The organism is Caulobacter sp. FV1ye6ST, assembly GCF_058681225.1.
Genome location: NZ_CM178733.1, coordinates 4,205,372 through 4,224,424, shown reverse-complemented (window position 1 = coordinate 4,224,424; position 19,053 = coordinate 4,205,372). Strand labels below are relative to the sequence as shown.

Here is a 19,053-nt window from a genome sequence, read left to right as displayed (position 1 = left end):
CGAGCTCGAGGTTATTTCTGCGGATTGTTGAGGACGACGTCGATCAACACCTTGCCGTCCACGGTGACGCGCGCGTCGGTCATCTCCAGGCGCTGGATCGCGCCTCGCGGGAGGTCGCTCGGCTGGAAGCCAAGGGCGGCGGGTCTTCCGTCGATCTTAACGCTGACCTTCACCGGATTCACCTGACCCCTGACCATCACGTCGCCGACGAAGACCATTTTGCGCTGGTCGTAGTTCGTCTCCGTCGTGTCCGACAGGATTTCGAACGAAGCCGCTGAAGGGTTCGGGTTCGGGTTCGGGTTCGGGTTCGGATTTGGATTTGGATTTGGATTTGGGTTCGGGCGGGGATTGGGCTGGGGATTCGGGTTGGGGTTCGGACCCGACGACACGCGCAGCGGGGCCATTGCCGGAGCGGGGGGCGACGAGAGGGCGATCATTGGCGCCGCCATGGGAGCCATGGGAGCCATTGGCGCTAACGCGGCGGGCGCGGCCTCGGAGGCCGGCGCCGCTTCCGCCGCCGGCGCGGCCTCGGCGGCCGGCGCGGCGTCCTCGGCGGCGACGGCCGCCACCGCGTCGACGGCCGCGACGGTCTCGGGCGAAGGCGGCGGGGCGATGCGGCGGGCCTGGTCGGCCAGGGCCAGCGAGCCGGCCCCGGTGGCGGCGGTCAGGGCGCCGCCCAGGACAAAGACCAGCCCGACGCGCAGGGCGGAGGCGCGGCCTCGCGGCTGCAGGATCGCCGACAGGCGCAGGGCGGCCAGGTTGCGGTCGCGGCCGGTGAAGGCCGACTCGAAGACCAACCCAGGCGAGGGCTGGGCGTTCATCTTCAGGGCCTCCACGAGCACGCGGGCATAGTCGCGGCGGGCCTCGGGGGCGGCGCCGTCCAGCGCGGTCAGGTCGCAGACGGCCTCGCGGGCCGCCAGCATCCGGCCGCGCAGGGCCTTGACCGGCGGGACCAGCCAGAAGAGGCCCGCCAGCGCTTCCTCGGCCGGGATCCGCCAGTTGTCGCCGCGCCGCAGGTGGGCCAGCTCATGGCCGCAGACCAGTTCCAGCCGGCGGGTGTCGGCGCTCTGAGCCAGGGCCTTGGGCAGCAGGATCACCGGGCGGCGGGCGCCGGCCAGCAGCGGTTCGGAGACGGCGGCGCTGATCCGCACGCGCGGCGCGCTGACCCGCAGGCGGCTGGCGCGCAGGCGGACGGCCTCGACCAGGGCGAAGTCCTGACACGGCTCGGCGTCGGCGCGGACCCGGGCCAGGCGGCGACGGCCCCGGTTCCAGCGCCAGCCGCGCGTCAGCAGGCCGGCGGCCGAGAGCCCGACCAGGCTCCAGGCCAGGCCGTTGATCAGGACGGGCGAGGGCGACCACGCCTGGGCGGTGTGGGGCTGCTCGCCACTGGCGGCCATCTCGACAACGACCATGCGGACCGGACCCGGAACGATCGCCGCGGCCGGCGCGGCCGGCTTGATCACCGCGGGGGCGAAGGTCAGGGCCACCGTGGCGGCCAGGGCTCCGGCGGGCAGGGCGTAGGCCAGGCTCCAGGCGGCGGCGCGCGGGCGCGGATCATCGGTCAGGCGCTCGACCAGGCGGCCCAGGCCAAAGCCCAGGGCGCCGACGGGCCAGGCGGCGATCAAGCCCAGGGCGGTGGAGGTCAGCAGCGGGTGCATCACTTGTCCTCCCCGGTGACCTTGGACCCGGCGGTGTTGAGCAGGGCTTCCAGTTCCTCGATCTCGGTCTCGGACAGGATCTGGCTGCCGGCGAAGGCCGAGGCGGGCAGGCGGCCGTTGATCTCCAGCAGACCCCGCAGGCGGTTCAGCACGCCGCCGATCACGTCGACCTTGGCTGTCCGGGCCTCATAGACCGCCAGGCCATGCACGGAACGGCGGACCAGCAGGCCCTTGGCCACCATCCGCTCCAGCACGGTGCGGGTGGTCGAGGCGCTCCAGCCGAGCTCGGGCTCGATCAGGCTTTGCGCCTCGCGGGCGCTCATCGCGCCGCCGCGCCAGAAGGCCTTCAGCACTTCCAGTTCCAGGTCGGAGGGTTCGCTCATGGGGTGCGCCTCAGTGGTGTCGCGAGTACGCTACAAATGTCACGAGCTTGCGTCAAGCGTGGTGATCGTTGTTCTCTCTAGTGACAGGCTCGGTTTTCTGATTTACGCACGTACTTCTAATTTACATGCGTGAGTTTAGATATGGCGACGGAGCAGGTTCGTATCGGCAAGCTGCCCCTGGAAGGGCGCGCGCCAAGCCGCTGGCGCTGGGTGGCGGTCGCCCTCGGTTTCGCGGCTCTGATCGGCGCGGGCTGGCGGGTCATGGACCGCCACGATCGTGTCGAGCGGGCGCGCAGGGACGCGGTCTGGCGTGTCGGCGGCCCCGCCTGCGCCCCGCTCGACCCGGCGATCTTCCGAAGCCTTCGCCGATACCCGCAGGCGACGCCCTATGACGAGGCGCTGTACCGGCGGCTGGGCGGGACGATGTCCTGCACGCATCTGGTCGACCGGATCGGCGGCGAGAAGGTTCGCTATTCGGTCTGCAAGTTCAGCGCGCCGGACTATCTGCTCGTATCGCTGGGCGGGCGCGACCGGTTCTATGATCTCACCGGCGCGCGTTCGGCGGCGGTCACGGTCGTGAAGGGCGAGGTGCGCTGCGTCGTCGTTCCGCCTTTCAGAATGTGACCGGCCTCTTGCCAATCCGGATTTTTCATAGCTAGCTATATAGCGTGCTATGAAGAAGGGTGCGGCCATGGAAGTCGATCTGCTGGCGGGATTTGGAGTGGGGTTCCTGGGCAGCCGGCTGAAGCGGCTGGCCGAGCGTATGCAGGCCGACGCCGCCGAGGTGGCGCGCGCGCTCGACTTGCCGGTGCAGCCCGCTCAGATGTCCCTGCTGATGACCATTCGCCTGCACGGCCCGATCGCGGTCGGCGAACTGGCCGAGCGCCTGCAGCTGGCCCAGCCGACGGTCACCCGCGCCCTCGGGACGCTGGGCGACTTCGTCGAGGCGCGGCCCGTGCCCGGCGACGGGCGCTCCAGGCGACTGGCCCTGACCGAGAAGGGCGAGGCCCTGCTGGTCCGCGTCCAGACCGAGCTTCTGCCGCGCATCGAGCCGGCCGCCGCCGAGCTGGTCGCGGGGCTCACCGGCGACTTCATGCAGGGCCTGACCCAGGTCGAGGCGCGGCTTGCCGAGGCCTCGCTACTGACGCGCATCGAACGCGCCGGCCCGCCGACCCTGTGGGCCCGCGACTTCTCCGACGACCTGGCCGAGGCCTTCTACCGGATCAACGCCGAGTGGATTCAGGCCATGTTCGCCCTGGAGGACAACGACATCGCCCTGCTGTCGCGGCCGCGCGAGCTGATCCTCGACAAGGGCGGGGTGGTGCTGTTCGCCGAGACCGCGGAGCTGGGCGTCGTCGGGACCTGCGCCCTGATGGTGTCCAAGGACGGCTGGGTCGAGCTGACCAAGATGGGCGTCCTGGAGAGCGCCCGGGGCCTGAAGGTCGGCGAGTTCCTGCTGGCCAAGACCCTGGAGCGCGCCGCCAGCCTGGGCATGGACAAGGTCTATCTGCTGACCAACCAAAAGTGCGCGGCGGCCATCCACCTCTATGAGAAGCTGGGCTTCGTCCACGACGCGGAGATCATGCGGACTTTCGGGGCGCGCTATGAGCGCTGCGACGTGGCGATGTCGCTCGGGACGAAGGGGTAGCGATCATTTCGCCGGCTTGCGCGTGAACGCCATCTTGTCGTCGCGCAGGCTCAGCACGCCGTGGTCGGGATCGCTGAAGACAATCCTCAGATCCTGGGCGGTGATGAAGAAACCGCTGGCGGTGTCCGGGAACAGCGGGTCGACGACGCCCGTCCAGATATCGGCCACCAGCCGGTCGCCGTCGCGGCGGATCGTGAAGTCGCCGGCGTCGCCCAGCGTGAAGGTTCCGACGAACTTGGCCAGCTCGGCCGGGGGCATGGGGACGACCGGGCGCTCGATGGGGTGATAGTCGGGCCAGCCGTATTCGACCGCGACGGCGCGGACGATCGCCTCGCTGAGTTGGTAGCCCTGGTCGCCATTGGTCAGCACGACGACGCCGTCGCCGGTGTCCGGATAGGCCAGCATCACCGCCTTGTACCCGGCGTTGGACCCGTTGTGGTAGAAGTACTTGCGCGCCGTGGCGCCCTGGACCGACAGGCCCAGGCCGTAGTCCGACTTCACCGGCGTCAGCATCTCGCGGGCGGTCTTCGGCGACAGGACGTGGCCGCTCTCGCCGTTCGCCGACTTCGCCAGGTCGATCGTGAACCTGGCCAGGTCGTTGGCGGTGGTCCATAGGCCGGCGGCGGCCATTTCCGGATAGGTGTGGGGACCGCCCGCGATAAGCGCGCCCTTGGTGTCGTGCGGCCAGGCGGCGTGGGCCGATCGCGCGGCGTCCAGCGGCTGGTCCTCGGTGCTGCGGGTCATGCCGATCGGCGCGAGGACCTTGTCGTGGACGACGGCGGGGAAGGTCTGGCCCGTGGCGTCGACAACCATCTGCTGGGCGATCGAATAGCCGCCGCCCGAATAGCGGTAGGCGCTTCCCACGGCCTGGTCGACGACGACGGGGGCGGAGTTGGCCGGCGCCGTCCCGCTCAGCACCTGCGGAAGGGTGGGGACAGGCTCGCCGGCCGCGTAGCCCGCGAACCCGTGCACGGTGGTTCCGGCCGTATGAGACAGCAGCGCCCGCAGGGTGACCGGCGTGGTCGCGGTGAACGGGCTGGCCGGCAGGGTCCAGCTCTTCAGGGTCTGGTTGACGTCGGTGTCCAGCGACAGCCGGCCGTCCTGAACGACGGCCAGGGCCGCCATGGCGGCGACCGGCTTGCTGACCGAGCCGGCCTGGAACAGCGTGTCAGCGGTCACCGGCTCGCCACCCTGGCGGGTGACACCGAAGCCGCGCGCCCATTCGATCTTGCCGCCCCGGATCACCGCGATGGCGACGCCGGGCACATGCAGGGCCGCCATCTGGCCCTGAAGGCTCTGCTTCGCCGGCGGCGCGCCCTTGATCTCGACGGCGCCCCGCAGGCCTGTGGTGACGCCCTGGACGCGTTGCTCGACCGTCGGGCTCGCGGCCCAGCTTGGCGCGGTAAAGGCCGGCGCCGCCGCTACGCAGACGAGCACGGTCATCGCGGCCTGTCGGATCATGTTCATGCGGCGCACCCCTTGTGTGGCAAGGAGTTCAGATGTTCCGGCCCTCGAGGGCAACACAACAATCGGTAATGTGCGCTCGCGCCTAGTCGACCTTGGCGAGCACCTTGCGAAGCGTCTCGACCATCCGGTCGATGTGGCTCTTCTCAAGGATCAGCGGCGGCGACAGGGCGATGATGTCGCCGGTGACGCGGATCAGCAGGCCCTCGTCGAAGCAGGTCTCGAACACCTCCATGGCCCGCGCCGTGGCCGCGCCGGGGCGGGGCGAAAGCTCGACCCCGGCGACGAGGCCCAGGTCGCGGATATCTATGACATGGCGGGCGTCGGCCAGGCTGTGCATGGCCTCCCGCCAATAGGCCTCCATCGACGCGGCGCGATTGAAGAGGTCGTCCTCCTGATAGGTCTCCAGGGTGGCGAGACCCGCCGCGCAGGCCAGGGGGTGGGCGGAATAGGTGTAGCCGTGGAAAAGCTCGATCGGGGCATCAGCGCCCTCGAGCATGGCGTCGTAGATCCGGGTCGAGGCGGCGACCGCGCCGCAGGGGACGGTGGCGTTGGTCAGGCCCTTGGCCAGGCACATCAGGTCGGGCGTGACGCCGAAGCGGTCGGCGGCGAACGGGGCGGCCAGGCGTCCGAAGCCGGTGATCACCTCGTCGAAGATCAGCAGGATGTCGTGCTTGTCGCAGATGGCCCGCAGGCGCTCCAGATAGCCCTTGGGCGGGACCAGCACGCCGGTCGATCCGGCCACCGGCTCGACGATCACCGCGGCGATGTTGGAGGCGTCGTGGAGGGCGACGATCCGCTCCAGGTCGTCGGCCAGGTGGGCGCCGTGCTCGGGCTGGCCCTTGGCGAACAGATTGCCGGCCACGCCGTGGGTGTGGGGCAGGTGGTCGACGCCGGTGAGCAAGGATCCGAAATACTTGCGGTTGGTCGGGATGCCGCCCACCGAGATGCCGCCGAACCCGACGCCGTGATAGCCGCGCTCGCGGCCGATCAGCCGGGTCTTGGTCCCCTTGCCCCGGCCGCGGTGATAGGCCAGGGCGATCTTCAGGGCGGTGTCGACCGACTCCGACCCGGAGTTCGTGAAGAAGATCCGGTCCAGCCCCTTCGGCGTGATCTGGGCGAGGCGCGCGGCGAACTGGAAGGCCAGCGGGTGGCCCATGTTGAAGCAGGGGGCATAGTCCATCTCGGCCGCCTGGCGCTGGATGGCCTCGCGGATCCTCGGGCGGTCGTGACCGGCGTTGACGCACCAGAGGCCCGAGGTGGCGTCCAGCACCTCGCGCCCCTCCGGCGTCTTGTAGATCATGCCCTTGGCCGACGAGAGCATCCTCGGATGGCTCTTGAACCGCCGGTTCGGCGTGAACGGCATCCAGAAGGCGTCGAGGTCGTTGGCGCCGAAATCGGGCATGGCGGGGAACTCCATCCGGGTCTTGCATTGTGATCGCAATTGCGGGTCAACTGGCAAGCCCTCACGGAGCGGGATGAGATGAAGGCCCGAAAGCCGCTCGCGGATTCAACAGCCGTCCACGACCGGGTGTACGAGGCGATCCGCCAGGCTCTTATCACCGGCCGCATCGCGCCGGGCAGGGGCGTGTCCCTGCGAAGTCTGGCCGCCGAGCTCGGAGTGTCGCCGATGCCGGTGCGCGACGCGGTCCGTCGTCTGGTCGCCGAGCGGGCCCTGGCGATCAACCCGGCCAACAAGCGATTGTCCGTCCCCTCCTTGACCGCCGACCGCCTGGAGCAGCTGTCCCTAGCCCGCCTGTGGGTCGAGCCGGAGCTGGCCGCCAGAGCCGTCACGAGCGCCGCGACGAACGCCGACTCCAGCCTGGTCAGGCGCCTGCAGGCCATCGACGCCGATGTCGACGAGGCCCTGCGGCTGGGCGATGTCGACCGCTACATGACGGCCAACCACGCCTTCCACTTCGCCCTGTATGAGCGGGCGGGGGCGGAGGTGCTGTTGTCGATGGCCGGCGGCCTGTGGCTGCAAATCGGGCCGTTCATGCGGGTGGTGTTCGGTCGGGTGGGGGCCGATGGCCTTGTCGCGGATCGCCACGCCGAGGCCATGGCCGCCCTGAAGGCCGGCGACGCGGACGGCGCCCGCCGGGCCATCGCCGCTGACCTTTCCGAAGGCATGGAAAAGATGCGGGTCGCGGTAGACGCGGCCCCATAAAGTCGGATGCTTGACACTTGGGGTGGTCAGGCAAACTGTGATCACAATCAGTACGGATATCCCGCGTGACCTTGCCCGCCGACATTGCCGAGCGTCTCGCCCGACTGGAGCTGCCCTGCCTGGCGGTGATCGACGGCGCGCGGGTCGAGGCCGTCACGGGCGCGACCTTCCGCAATGTCTCGCCGCGCGATGGCCAGGTGCTGAACCTGGTGGTCGCCTGCCAGAGCGAGGACGTGGCCCTGGCCGTGTTCAGCGCCCGCACGGCCTTCGAGGACGGCCGTTGGCGCGACCAGGGGCCGCGCCAGAAGAAGAAGGTGCTGTTCCGCCTGGCCGAGCTGATGGAGCGCGACGCCGAGGACCTGGCCCTGCTGGAGAGCCTGGACGTCGGCAAGCCGATCAGCGACGCGCGCAATGTCGACATCCCGCTGGCGATCAACACCTGCCGCTGGTACGCCGAGGCGCTGGACAAGGTGTATGGCGAGGTCGGGACCTCGCCCGCCGACCGCCTGAGCTATGCGGTCCACGAGCCGTTGGGCGTGATCGGGGCGATCGTGCCGTGGAACTTCCCGCTGCACATGGCGATGTGGAAGGTCGCGCCGGCCCTGGCCATGGGCAATTCGGTGGTGCTGAAGCCCGCCGAGCAGTCGCCGCTGACCGCCCTGAAGCTGGGCGAACTGGCCCTGGAGGCCGGCCTGCCGCCGGGCGTGCTGAACGTGATCCCGGGGCTGGGCGGCGAGGCGGGCGAGGCGCTGGCGCTGTCCAAGGACGTCGACATGATCGCCTTCACCGGCTCGGGTCCCGTGGGCCGCAAACTGATGGAATATTCGGCCCGCTCGAACCTGAAGCGGGTCAGTCTGGAGCTGGGCGGCAAGTCGCCCCAGATCGTCTTCGCCGACTGCCCCGACCTGGACTCGGCGGCCCAGGCCGCCGCCTGGGGCGTGTTCTATAACCAGGGCGAGGTCTGCACGGCCGCCTCGCGCCTGCTGGTCGAAGCCTCGATCAAGGACGAGTTCCTGGAGAAGGTCGTGGCCGCGGCCAAGGCCATGGTCGTCGGCGATCCGCTGGATCCGGCCACCCAGTTCGGGGCCATGGTCAGCGAGCGGCAGATGAACACCGCGCTGGACTACATCGCCACCGCCGACAGCCAGGGCGCGCGCCGGGTGCTGGGCGGTCAGCGCATCCGTCGCGATACCGGCGGTTTCTATGTCGAGCCGACCATCTTCGACCGGGTCGAGCCTGATAGCACCCTGGCCCGCGAGGAGGTGTTCGGACCGGTGCTGGGGGTGATGAGCTTCAAGTCCGAGGACGAGGCGCTGCAGCTGGCCAACGACACCGTCTATGGCCTGGCCGCCGGCCTCTGGACGTCCGACATCAACCGCGCCCTGCGCGGCGCGCGGCGGCTGAAGGCCGGGCTGGTCTGGGTCAATGGCTGGGACGCCTGCGACATCACCATGCCGTTCGGCGGCTTCAAGCAGTCGGGGTTTGGCCGCGACCGCAGCCTTCATGCGTTGCACAAGTACGCCGACCTGAAGTCGGTGTCCGTGACGTTGAGGTAGCCCGCCCCATGACCCATTCTTCCCGCCTGAATCTCGTTGAAACCGAAGCCTTCATCGACGGCCTCTGGATCGAGGGCGACACGACCTTCGAGGTGCTCGATCCGGCCGACGGGACGGTGATCGCCAACGTCGCCGACCTGGGCGCCGGCGAGACGCGGGTGGCCATCGAGGCCGCGCACCGCGCCTTCCCGGCCTGGGCCGCCAAGACCGCCAAGGAGCGCGGGGCGATCCTGCGCCGGTGGAGCGACCTGATGCTCGCCCACGCCGACGATCTGGCGCGTCTGATGACCGCCGAACAGGGCAAGCCGCTGGCCGAGGCCAAGGGCGAGGTGGCCTATGGCGCGGCGTTCATCGACTGGTTCGCCGACGAGGCCAAGCGCGCCTACGGTCACACCATCCCGACCCCGATGCCAGGCAAGCGCCTGGTCTCGATCAAGCAGCCGGTGGGCGTGTGCGCGGCCATCGCGCCGTGGAACTTCCCGATCGCCATGATCACCCGCAAGGTCGGGCCGGCCCTGGCCTCGGGCTGCACCGTGGTGGTCAAGCCGGCCGCCGAGACGCCGCTGTGCGCCCTGGCCATCGCCCGGCTGGCGATCGAGGCGGGCGTGCCTGCGGGCGTGCTGAACGTCGTCACCGGCAAGGATTCCAGCGCCATCGGCAAGGCCCTCTGCGAGGACAGCCGGGTGCGCAAGCTGTCGTTCACCGGCTCGACCCCGATCGGAAAACTCCTCTACGCCCAATGCGCCGGCACGATGAAGAAGCTCAGCCTGGAGCTGGGCGGCAACGCGCCCTTCATCGTCTTCGACGACGCCGACCTGGAGGCCGCCGTCGACGGCGCGATCGCCAGCAAGTATCGCAACACCGGCCAGACCTGCGTCTGCGCCAACCGGCTGATCGTGCAGTCGGGGATCCACGACGCCTTCGCCGCCCGGCTGGCCGGGAAGGTCGCGGCGCTGAAGGTCGGTCCGGGCACGGGCGACGGTGTGCAGATCGGTCCGCTGATCAACGACAAGGCGCTGTGCAAGGTCGACCGGCTGGTGACCGAGGCGGTCCGCGACGGGGCCAGGGTGCTGACCGGCGGCGACCTGCACGGCCTGGGCGGCCTGTTCTATCAGCCGACGGTGCTGGTCGACGCCACGCCGCAAATGGCGCTGTTCCAGGAAGAGATCTTCGGCCCGGTCGCCCCGATCGTGAAGTTCGAGACCGAAGCCGAGGCCATAGACCTGGCCAACGCCACGCCGTTCGGCCTGGCGTCCTACTTCTACAGCCGCGACGTCGGCCGATGCTGGCGGGTGGCCGAGGCCATCGAGGCCGGCATGGTCGGCATCAACGAAGGCCTGATCTCGACCGAGGTCGCGCCGTTCGGCGGGGTCAAGGAGTCGGGCCTGGGCCGCGAGGGCTCGTCCGAGGGTTTGGACGAGTATCTGGAGACCAAGTACCTGTGCTTTGGCGGGGTGGGATGATCGCCGAACTCACCCGCACGCTCCCCGACCTCCTCGCCAGCGAACGCGGCCGCTTCCTCGCCGAGCACCCGCGCTCGGTGGCGATGGCCAAGGCCGCTTCGGCGGTCTGGCGCGGCGGGGCGCCGATGCACTGGATGAACGACTGGGCCTCTCCCAGTCCGATCTTCGCCGCCCAGGGCGTCGGCGCGCAGGTCACGGATGTCGACGGCAAGCTCTATGACGACTTCTGCCTGGGCGACACGCCGGCGATGTTCGGGCATGGCGACGCCTCGGTGGCGGCGGCCGTCGCCGACCAGATCAAGCGCGGGGCCGGGTTCATGCTGCCGACCGCCTCGGCGGTCATCGTCGGCAAACTTTTAGCCGAGCGGTTCGGCCTGCCGCTGTGGCAGACCGCGACCACGGCCAGCGACGCCAACCGCGCGGCGATCCGCTGGGCGCGGGCGGTGACGCAGCGATCGGTCGTGCTGGTGTTCGACGGCTGCTACCATGGCATGGTCGATGACGCCTTCGTGGTGCTGAAGGACGGCGCTTCGGCGATGAAACCCGGCCTGCTGGGCCAGGTCCACGACCTCACGGCCACCACCCGCGTCGCGCCCTTCAACGATCTAGAAGCCCTGCGGACCGCGCTCGCGCCCGGCGACGTCGCCGCCGTGCTGGCCGAGCCGGTGATGACCAACTGCGGCATGATCCTGCCGGAGCCAGGCTTCCACGACGCCCTGCGCACGCTGACCCGTGAGGCGGGGACGCTGCTGATCATCGATGAGACCCACACGATCTCGACCGGCCCCGGCGGCTATACGCGCGAATACGGGCTGGAGCCCGACGTTTTCGTCTTGGGCAAGGCCGTCGCCGGAGGCGTGCCGGCCGCCGTCTGGGGCGTCACCGCCGAACTCTCGGCGCGCATGGACGAGGCCCAGGCGCGGGTCGGTCCGGGCCAGTCCGGCATCGGCACCACGCTGTCGGGCAATGCGCTCGCCATGGCCGCCATGCGCGCCATGCTGTCCGAGGTGATGACCGACGCCGCCTATGCGAAGATGCTGGCCGGGGCCGAGCGCCTGGTCGCCGGCCTGGAGGCCGTGATCTCCGCGCGCAAGCTGGCGTGGTCCGTCGCCCATGTCGGCGCCCGCGTGGAGCTGGTCTTCGCCGATCCTCCACCGAAGAACGCCGCCGCGATGCGGAAAGTGCTGGACCATGAGGCGGTGGAAGCGCTGCACTTGTGGCTGATCAACCGGGGCGTCCTGATCGCGCCCTTCCACAACATGATGCTGGTCTCGCCCGTCACCGACGACGCGGCGATCGACCGGCTGGTCGCGGCCGTGGATGGCTTCGCGACCGCGATGGGGGACGCATGAGCGCCGTAGCCGATATCCAGGAATGCCGCGATTTCCTCGCCGCCAACCCGCGGGTCAAGTTCGTCGAGGTGTTCTTCACCAGCATGACCGGCGTGCCGCGCGGCAAGCGGCTGCGGGTGCATGAGCTGGAGGCGATCTACGAGTACGGCCGCTTCCTGCCGGGCTCGGTGCTGGTGGTCGACACCAACGGGGCCGACTGCGAGGACACAGGCCTCGTCTGGGAGGACGGCGACGCCGACCGCCGCGCGCGGCCCGTGCCCGGCACGCTGACCCTGGCGCCCTGGCTGGGTCCCGACGTCGCCCAGGTCATGCTGTCCATGTACGAGCTGGACGGGACGCCCAACGCCCTGGATCCGCGCCACGTGCTGCAAAGGGTGCTGGATCGCTACGCCGCCGATGGCCTGACGCCGGTCGCCGCGTGCGAGCTGGAATATTATCTGGTCGACCTGCAACGCGGCCCGAACGGCGAGCTGCAGCCGGCCAAGTCGATGCAGACCGGCCTGCGCCCCACGGGCGTCCAGGTCTACGGCCTGCCCGAGCTGGAGGCCCACGCCCCGTTCCTGCGCGAGCTGTGGGACACCGCCGACGTGCTGGGCGTGCCGCTGGAAGGCGCGATCTCGGAGTTCGCCCCGGGCCAGGTCGAGCTGACCCTGAAGCACAAGCCCGACGCCCTGCGCGCGGCCGACGACGCGGTGCTCTACAAGCGCGCCGCCAAGGGCGTGGCCCTGCGCCATGGCTGCGAGGCGACCTTCATGGCCAAGCCGTGGGCGGACCGGGCCGGCAACGGCTTCCACGTCCATCTCAGCGTCAACGACGCCGAGGGCAACAACCTGTGCGCCGCCGAGGACCTGGAAGGCTCGCCGCTGCTGAAGCAGGCTATCGCTGGCATGAAGGTGCTGCTGGGCGAGGGCATGGCCATCCTGGCCCCGAACGCCAACAGCTATCGCCGGTTCAAGGCCAACAGCTACGCGCCTGTCGCTCCGACCTGGGGCGTCAACAACCGCACCGTATCCTTGCGCGTCCCCGCCGGCCCGCCCAAGACCCGTCACGTCGAGCATCGGGTGGCCGGGGCCGATGGCAATCCGTACCTGGTGATGGCCGTGCTGCTGGCCAGCGCCCACCACGGCATCGCCAACAAGCTCGATCCCGGCCCGGCGGTGATCGGCGACGGCTACGCGGCGGCGGCCAAGGAGAACATCCGGCTGCCGTCCAACTGGTTCGCGGCCGTCGACCTGTTCGAAAAGTCCGAGGTCCTGCGCGACTATCTCGGCGACCGCTTCGTGGACATGTTCGTCTCGGTCAAGCGCACGGAACAGGCGCGCTTCTTCGAGGTCGTCACCGAGCTCGATTTCGACTGGTACCTCCGCAACGCGTAGTGGCGGAATGAACGCATAAACATCGAAACAAGAGGGAGTTTCAGATGAGCGGATACAGGAACGGCGGGGCTTCGCGGCGCTCGCTTCTGACGGCCTTCGGGGCGGCGGCCATCGGCCTGTCGTTCACGGCCTGCGGCGAGAAACCCAAGGCGGCCGGCGCGAACGGCGAAGAGCCCAAGCTGAACTTCTACAACTGGGACACCTATATCGGCGAGACCACGCTGGGCGACTTCAAGAAGGCGACCGGCGTCGACGTGAACATGAGCCTGTTCGCGACCAACGACGAGCTGTTCGCCAAGCTCAAGGCGGGCAATCCGGGCTTCGACGTGATCGTGCCGTCGAACGAGTTCGTCACGCGCATGGGCCAGGCCGGCATGCTCGAGGTGCTGGATCACGCCAAGATCCCGAACATGAAGAACCTGGACCCGTCGTTCCTCAATCCGGACTTCGATCCGGGTCGGAAATATTCGATGCCCTACACCTGGCTGCTGCTGGGCATCGGCTATCGCAAGAGCAAGGTTCAGGGCGTGCCCGACAGCTGGAAGTGGCTGTTCGACAGCGACAAGTACAAGGGCCGCATCGCCCTGCTGTCGGAAAGCGCCGACCTGGTGCGCCTGTCGGCCAAGTATCTGGGCCACAGCGTCAACGACATCCCGGCCGACATGCTGCCGAAGATCGAGCGGATGCTGATCAAGCAGAAGCCGTTCGTGAAGGCGTTCCATGACGACAACGGCCAGGACCTGCTGGTCTCGGGCGAGGTCGACCTGGTGCTGGAATATAACGGCGACATCGCCCAGGTGATGAAGGACGACCCGGACCTCGACTTCGTGGTGCCCAAGGAAGGTTCGCTGATCAACAGCGACACCCTGTGCATCCCCAAGGGCGCGCCGCGGCCCAACAACGCTCACGCCTTCATCAACTACCTGCTGGACGCCCAGGCCGGGGCCGAGATCACGAAGACGATCCTCTACCCGACCCCGAACGCGGCCGCGAAGGCGCTGATGCCGGACACCTATCGCGACAATCCGGTCATCTTCCCCCCCGCCGACATCATGGCCAAGTGCGAATACGGGGCGTTCGAGGGGGCCGAGAAGGCCAGCCTGTACGAGGAAATCATCACGCGGGTGCGGGCGGCTTAGGCATAGCCCCCTTCCCCCTTGATGGGGGAAAGGGTTGGGGATGGGGGTGACACCCACGGCGGACGTCACCTCGGCCTCACTCAATCCTGAACCGCTTTCACCCCCAACCCCGCCCTTCCCCCATCAAGGGGGAAGGGAGAAGAGGCGCCGCTCATGGAGCAGAGCTGGAAACAGGCCAAGGCCGTCTTCGCCGCCGCGTTGGGACCGCCGCTGGTGTGGCTGGTGGTTTTCTTCCTGGCGCCGATGGCGATCGTCTGGGCCTACAGCTTCGGCCACAACGAGGGCCTGACCGAGATCGCCATCACCGGCACGTTCCACAATTACGCCCGGGCGATCGAGCCGCTGTACCTGAAGATCTTCCTGAAGTCGGCCTGGGTGGCGGGGCTGACCACGGGGCTGTGCCTGGTGCTGGGCTTCCCGGTGGCGCTGGCCATCACCTTCGCGTCGGACAAGGCCAAGACCTGGCTCTTGCTGATGATCATGCTGCCGTTCTGGACGAACCTCCTGATCCGCACCTACGCCCTGATCGCGGTGCTGCGCACCGAAGGCTACGTCAACCAGGGCCTGGAATGGCTGTGGAAAGGCGGCAGCGGGTTCGCGGCGCTGGTGGGTCTACAACCGCTGGGCGACTTCCAGCCGCTGGGGCTGCTGCACAACAATTTCGCGGTGATCCTGGGCCTCGTCTACGTGCATCTGCCGTTCATGGTGCTGCCACTCTATTCGGCCCTGGATCGCCTCGACAAGTCTCTGCTGGAGGCCAGTCTCGACCTGGGCGCCGGGCACATGCGGACCCTGTTCAAGGTGGTCGTGCCGCTTGCCCTTCCGGGCATCGCCTCGGGAATCCTGATCACCTTCATCCCGGCGCTGGGCGCCTACCTCACGCCGGACCTGTTGGGCGGCCCCGACAGCCAGATGATCGCCAACATCATCGAGCGCCAGTTCAAGCGCGCCAACGACTGGCCCTTCGGCGCGGCCATGTCGTTCGTGCTGATGTACCTGACCTTCATCGCCATAGCGATCCAGGCGGTGCTGGCCAAGCGCACGCCGGAGGCCAAGGGATGACCAAGAAATCACCCCCCGGCCCCCTGGAGTACCTCCGCCGCTGGCCGATGCGGGCCTGGCTGGCGATGGTGGGGATCTTCCTCTACGCGCCGCTGGTCGCCCTGATGGCGTTCAGCTTCAACGACAGCCGGCGCAACATCGTCTGGAAGGGCTTCACGCTCAAATATTACGACAAGCTGTTCAACGACTCCGCCCTGCTGGAGGCGTTCGGCAACAGTCTGACGATCGCGGCCGCCTCGACGGTGATCAGCCTGATCCTGGGCGCCTCGGCGGCCCTGCTGCTGTGGCGCTTCCGCTTCCCCGGCAAGACGGCCCTGGACGGGGCCCTGGCCCTGCCGATCGTGGTCCCCGAGATCTGCATGGGCGTGGCCATGCTGGTGTTCTTCGCCCGGGTCATGCCGTGGCCGCAGGGCCTGGCCTGGCCGCTGAACCTGGGGGCGATCATCATCGCCCACGTCTCGTTCTCGTTCCCGTTCGTGGCGGTGGTGGTGCGCGCCCGCATGGCCAGCTTCAACCGCGAGATGGAGGAGGCCGCCCGCGACCTGGGCGCCGGCGAGTTCCGCACCATCAAGGACGTGATCCTGCCGCACATGGCCCCGTCGCTGGTGGCCGGCGCGCTGCTGGCCTTCACGTTGAGCCTGGACGACTTCGTCATCACCTTCTTCACCGCCGGGCCGGACACGGTGACCTTCCCGGTGAAGGTCTATTCGATGGTCCGCTTCTCGGTGACGCCGGAGGTCAACGCGGCCTCGACGGTGCTGATCGTGCTGACCGTGCTGCTGACCGCGGCGGCGCTGAAACTGCAGGGGGACCCGGCGGCCGCAGCCAATCATGGGGCTGGCCACGGGGCGGGGGACGCTAAATGACCAAACCCATCATCACCTTCGAGAACGTCACCAAGCGCTTCGGCAAGCTGGCGGCGGTCGACAACGTCTCCCTGACCGTGAACGAGGGCGAGTTCTTCGCCCTGCTGGGACCGTCCGGCTGCGGCAAGACCACCCTGCTGCGGATGCTGGCCGGCTTCGAGACGCCCACCGAGGGCCGGATCCTGATCGACGGCCAGGACATCTCCAACGTGCCGCCCAACAAGCGGCCAGTGAACATGGTGTTCCAGTCCTACGCCGTGTTCCCGCACATGACCGTCGCCGACAACGTCGCCTATGGCCTGGTCGTCGACAAGGTCGGCAAGGCCGAGCGCGACCGCCGCGTCGAGGAGGCGCTGGAGCTGGTGCAACTGGGCGGCTATGGCGGCCGCAAGCCCGACCAGCTCTCCGGCGGTCAGCGCCAGCGCGTGGCCTTGGCCCGGGCGCTGATCAAGCGTCCGCGCGTGCTGCTGCTGGACGAGCCCCTGTCGGCCCTGGACGCCAAGCTGCGCGAGCAGATGCGCACCGAGCTGTGCACCCTGCAGGAGAAGGTCGGCATCACCTTCATCATGGTCACTCACGACCAGGACGAGGCCCTGGCCCTGGCCACCCGCTGCGCGGTGATGAGCAAGGGTCTGCTGCAGCAGGTGGCCTCGCCAAACGACCTCTACGAGTTCCCCAACAGTCGGCTCGTCGCCGACTTCATCGGCCAGGTGAACCTGTTCGAAGGCGTGCTGGCGGTCGACGAGCCCAGCCACGCGGTGATCCGCTCGCCGGACCTGCCGGTGGACATTTTCCTGGACCACGGCGTCACCGGCGCGCGCGGCGGCACGGTCTGGGCGGCGATCCGTCCCGAGAAGATCGAGCTGCACAAGAAGGAAGGGGATACGCCGCCCAACCTTGGCGACTGCCCGCAAGGGACCAACGCCATCGCGGGCGTCATCAAGCACGAGGCCTATCTGGGCGGCCAATCCACCTACGAGGTGGAGATCGAAGGTGGGCGCCGGATCAAGGTCCAGCGCTCGAACCTGACCCGCTGGGACCAGGAGGACTTCAAGCTGGGCGAGACCGTTTGGCTGTGCTGGCACGCCTGCTCGCCGGCGGTGTTGTTGAGCTAGCTATTTCCCCTCCCCCTCGATGGGGGAGGGGCAGGGGGGGGGTGATGCGGCGGTTCGGCCGAGCTGAGGTCGGACGCGCTGTCACCCCCATCCCCGACCCTTCCCCCATCCAAGGGGGAAGGGGACCGTAAAACGAAAAGAAAATATCGTCAGGAGCCACCGATGACCGTCCCGATCCGCAACCACGACATCGCCGAACTCCGACGCCTGGACGTGGCCCACCACCTGCCGGCCCAGGCCGACCACAAGGTGATCGCCGAACTGGGCGGCAGCCGGATCATCACCCGCGCCGACGGCGTCTATATCCACGACGGCGACGGCCATCAGATCCTGGACGGCATGGCCGGTCTGTGGTGCGTCAATGTCGGCTATGGCCGCGAGGAGCTGGCCGAAGCCGCCTACGAGCAGATGCTGGAGCTGCCGTACTACAACACCTTCTTCAAGACCGCGACGCCGCCGACCGTGACCCTGGCGGCCAAGATCGCCAGCAAGATGGGCGACCATCTGAGCCATGTGTTCTTCAACTCGTCGGGGTCAGAGGCCAATGACACGGTCTTCCGGCTGGTCCGCCACTACTGGAAGCTCAAGGGCGAGCCGAACCGGACGGTCTTCATCAGCCGCTGGAACGCCTATCACGGCTCGACCGTGGCCGGGGTGTCGCTGGGCGGCATGAAGCACATGCATGTGCAGGGCGACCTGCCGATCCCGGGCGTCCATCACGTCATGCAGCCGTATCCATTCGGCGACGGCTTCGGCGAGGATCCCGCCGCCTTCCGCGATCGCGCGGTGAAGGAGATCGAGGACAAGATCCTCGAGGTCGGCCCCGAGAATGTCGCCGCCTTCATCGGCGAGCCGGTGCAGGGGGCGGGCGGGGTGATCATCCCGCCGGACGGCTACTGGCCGGCGGTCGAGGCCCTGTGCCGCAAGTACGGGATCCTCCTGGTCTGCGACGAGGTGATCTGCGGCTTCGGGCGGCTGGGCCAATGGTTCGGCCACCAGCATTACGGGATCAAGCCCGACCTGATCGCCATGGCCAAGGGGCTGTCGTCCGGCTACCTGCCGATCTCGGCCGTCGGCGTGGCCGACCACATCGTGGCCGAGCTGCGCGAGAAGGGCGGCGACTTCATCCACGGCTTCACGTACTCGGGCCACCCGACCTGCGCGGCGGTGGCGCTGAAGAACATCGAGATCCTCGAGCGCGAGAACCTGATCGAGCGCACCCGCGACGACAGCGGCCCCTATCTGGCCAAGGCCCTGGCGACCCTGAACGACCATGCTCTGGTCGGCGAAACCCGCTCGCTGGGTCTGATCGGCGCGGTCGAGATCGTCCGCGAGAAGGGCACCAACCATCGCTTCCTCGACAAGGAAGGCGAAGCCGGTCCGATCGTGCGGGACCTCTGCATCAAGAACGGCCTGATGGTCCGCGCCATCCGCGACAGCATCGTCTGCTGCCCGCCGCTGATCATCACCCACGCCCAGATCGACGAGCTGGTCGGGATCATCCGGAAATCGTTGGACGACGCCGAGCCGGTGCTGCGGGCGCTTAAGCCGGAGGCGGTGTCATGACGCTAGGAACGACGCCGTGCGCCGTGGCGGACTTCCATGATGAACACACGGTCGCCTTTGACCCGGTAACGCAGAAGGTAGGGCGTGACGAATGCGATCTCTCGACGACCGTGAGAGATCGGGCGGCCACGATCGGGTTGATCTCGGAGGCTTTCGCCGATGGCCAAAAGCCTCTGACCCAGGCGCTGAGCAGCGAGGGGTTTCGATTGGCTAGCGATATAGGCGACGATCACCTCAA

General features: G+C 68.6%; 17 protein-coding genes. 12 read left to right on the top strand and 5 right to left on the bottom strand.

Features of this window, described 5'->3' with window-relative positions; genetic code table 11:
* Positions 1-11 precede the first annotated feature (11 nt).
* Complete coding sequence (locus ACW175_RS20075; protein ID WP_492101725.1) at positions 12-1,658, bottom strand: M56 family metallopeptidase; 1,647 nt, start codon at positions 1,656-1,658, stop codon at positions 12-14.
* Positions 1,658-2,041 carry a BlaI/MecI/CopY family transcriptional regulator gene (locus tag ACW175_RS20070; protein WP_492101724.1) on the bottom strand — a complete coding sequence of 128 codons (384 nt, stop codon included), beginning with the start codon at positions 2,039-2,041 and terminating at the stop codon, positions 1,658-1,660. The genes ACW175_RS20075 and ACW175_RS20070 overlap by 1 nt, the downstream gene beginning before the upstream one ends.
* 141 nt (positions 2,042-2,182) lie before the next feature.
* Here ACW175_RS20070 and ACW175_RS20065 point away from each other — a divergent pair, with 141 nt between their 5' ends.
* Complete coding sequence (locus tag ACW175_RS20065; protein WP_492101723.1) at positions 2,183-2,665, top strand: hypothetical protein; 483 nt, start codon at positions 2,183-2,185, stop codon at positions 2,663-2,665.
* A gap of 67 nt (positions 2,666-2,732) precedes the next feature.
* Entirely contained in the window at positions 2,733-3,689 is a 957-nt protein-coding gene (locus ACW175_RS20060; protein WP_492101722.1) for a bifunctional helix-turn-helix transcriptional regulator/GNAT family N-acetyltransferase, read from the top strand.
* A 3-nt stretch (positions 3,690-3,692) separates the two neighbouring features.
* Here ACW175_RS20060 and ACW175_RS20055 read toward each other — a convergent pair whose 3' ends face one another.
* Together ACW175_RS20055 and aptA are read right to left on the bottom strand one after the other, a co-directional pair.
* Positions 3,693-5,156, bottom strand: coding sequence for a serine hydrolase (locus tag ACW175_RS20055; RefSeq protein ID WP_492101721.1), 1,464 nt, complete (start codon positions 5,154-5,156; stop codon positions 3,693-3,695).
* A gap of 82 nt (positions 5,157-5,238) precedes the next feature.
* Positions 5,239-6,558 carry an omega-aminotransferase AptA gene (gene aptA / locus ACW175_RS20050; protein WP_492101720.1) on the bottom strand — a complete coding sequence of 440 codons (1,320 nt, stop codon included), beginning with the start codon at positions 6,556-6,558 and terminating at the stop codon, positions 5,239-5,241.
* A gap of 78 nt (positions 6,559-6,636) precedes the next feature.
* Between aptA and ACW175_RS20045 the strand changes: the two genes are divergently transcribed.
* From ACW175_RS20045 to ACW175_RS20000, 10 genes are all read left to right on the top strand, one after another.
* On the top strand, positions 6,637-7,320 hold the full coding sequence (locus tag ACW175_RS20045) for a GntR family transcriptional regulator (protein ID WP_492101719.1): 684 nt from the start codon (positions 6,637-6,639) through the stop codon (positions 7,318-7,320).
* Positions 7,321-7,376: 56 nt separating this feature from the next.
* Positions 7,377-8,876 carry an aldehyde dehydrogenase gene (locus ACW175_RS20040; RefSeq protein WP_492105016.1) on the top strand — a complete coding sequence of 500 codons (1,500 nt, stop codon included), beginning with the start codon at positions 7,377-7,379 and terminating at the stop codon, positions 8,874-8,876.
* 8 nt (positions 8,877-8,884) lie between these two features.
* A complete protein-coding gene (locus ACW175_RS20035; protein WP_492101718.1) occupies positions 8,885-10,339 on the top strand; it encodes an NAD-dependent succinate-semialdehyde dehydrogenase in 1,455 nt (484 codons plus the stop codon).
* A complete protein-coding gene (locus ACW175_RS20030; RefSeq protein ID WP_492101717.1) occupies positions 10,336-11,691 on the top strand; it encodes an aspartate aminotransferase family protein in 1,356 nt (451 codons plus the stop codon). The genes ACW175_RS20035 and ACW175_RS20030 overlap by 4 nt, the downstream gene beginning before the upstream one ends.
* Entirely contained in the window at positions 11,688-13,067 is a 1,380-nt protein-coding gene (locus ACW175_RS20025; RefSeq protein ID WP_492101716.1) for a glutamine synthetase family protein, read from the top strand. Before ACW175_RS20030 ends, ACW175_RS20025 begins: the two co-directional genes overlap by 4 nt.
* Before the next feature lie 44 nt (positions 13,068-13,111).
* On the top strand, positions 13,112-14,206 hold the full coding sequence (locus ACW175_RS20020) for an ABC transporter substrate-binding protein (protein WP_492101715.1): 1,095 nt from the start codon (positions 13,112-13,114) through the stop codon (positions 14,204-14,206).
* Positions 14,207-14,359: 153 nt separating this feature from the next.
* Positions 14,360-15,268 (top strand): ABC transporter permease, encoded by a 909-nt coding sequence (locus ACW175_RS20015; protein ID WP_492101714.1) that lies wholly within the window; start codon positions 14,360-14,362, stop codon positions 15,266-15,268.
* Entirely contained in the window at positions 15,265-16,134 is an 870-nt protein-coding gene (locus ACW175_RS20010; RefSeq protein WP_492101713.1) for an ABC transporter permease, read from the top strand. The genes ACW175_RS20015 and ACW175_RS20010 overlap by 4 nt, the downstream gene beginning before the upstream one ends.
* The gene (locus ACW175_RS20005) at positions 16,131-17,249 is read left to right on the top strand and encodes an ABC transporter ATP-binding protein (protein WP_492101712.1); all 1,119 of its coding nucleotides are present in this window, start codon (positions 16,131-16,133) and stop codon (positions 17,247-17,249) included. The genes ACW175_RS20010 and ACW175_RS20005 overlap by 4 nt, the downstream gene beginning before the upstream one ends.
* A gap of 162 nt (positions 17,250-17,411) precedes the next feature.
* Positions 17,412-18,815: an aspartate aminotransferase family protein gene (locus ACW175_RS20000; protein WP_492101711.1), complete on the top strand. Its 1,404-nt coding sequence runs from the start codon at positions 17,412-17,414 to the stop codon at positions 18,813-18,815.
* 2 nt (positions 18,816-18,817) lie between these two features.
* Here the strand turns inward: ACW175_RS20000 and ACW175_RS19995 are convergent, their stop codons facing one another.
* Positions 18,818-19,048 carry a type II toxin-antitoxin system RelE/ParE family toxin gene (locus ACW175_RS19995; protein ID WP_492105015.1) on the bottom strand — a complete coding sequence of 77 codons (231 nt, stop codon included), beginning with the start codon at positions 19,046-19,048 and terminating at the stop codon, positions 18,818-18,820.
* Between the last annotated feature and the right edge of the window lie 5 nt (positions 19,049-19,053).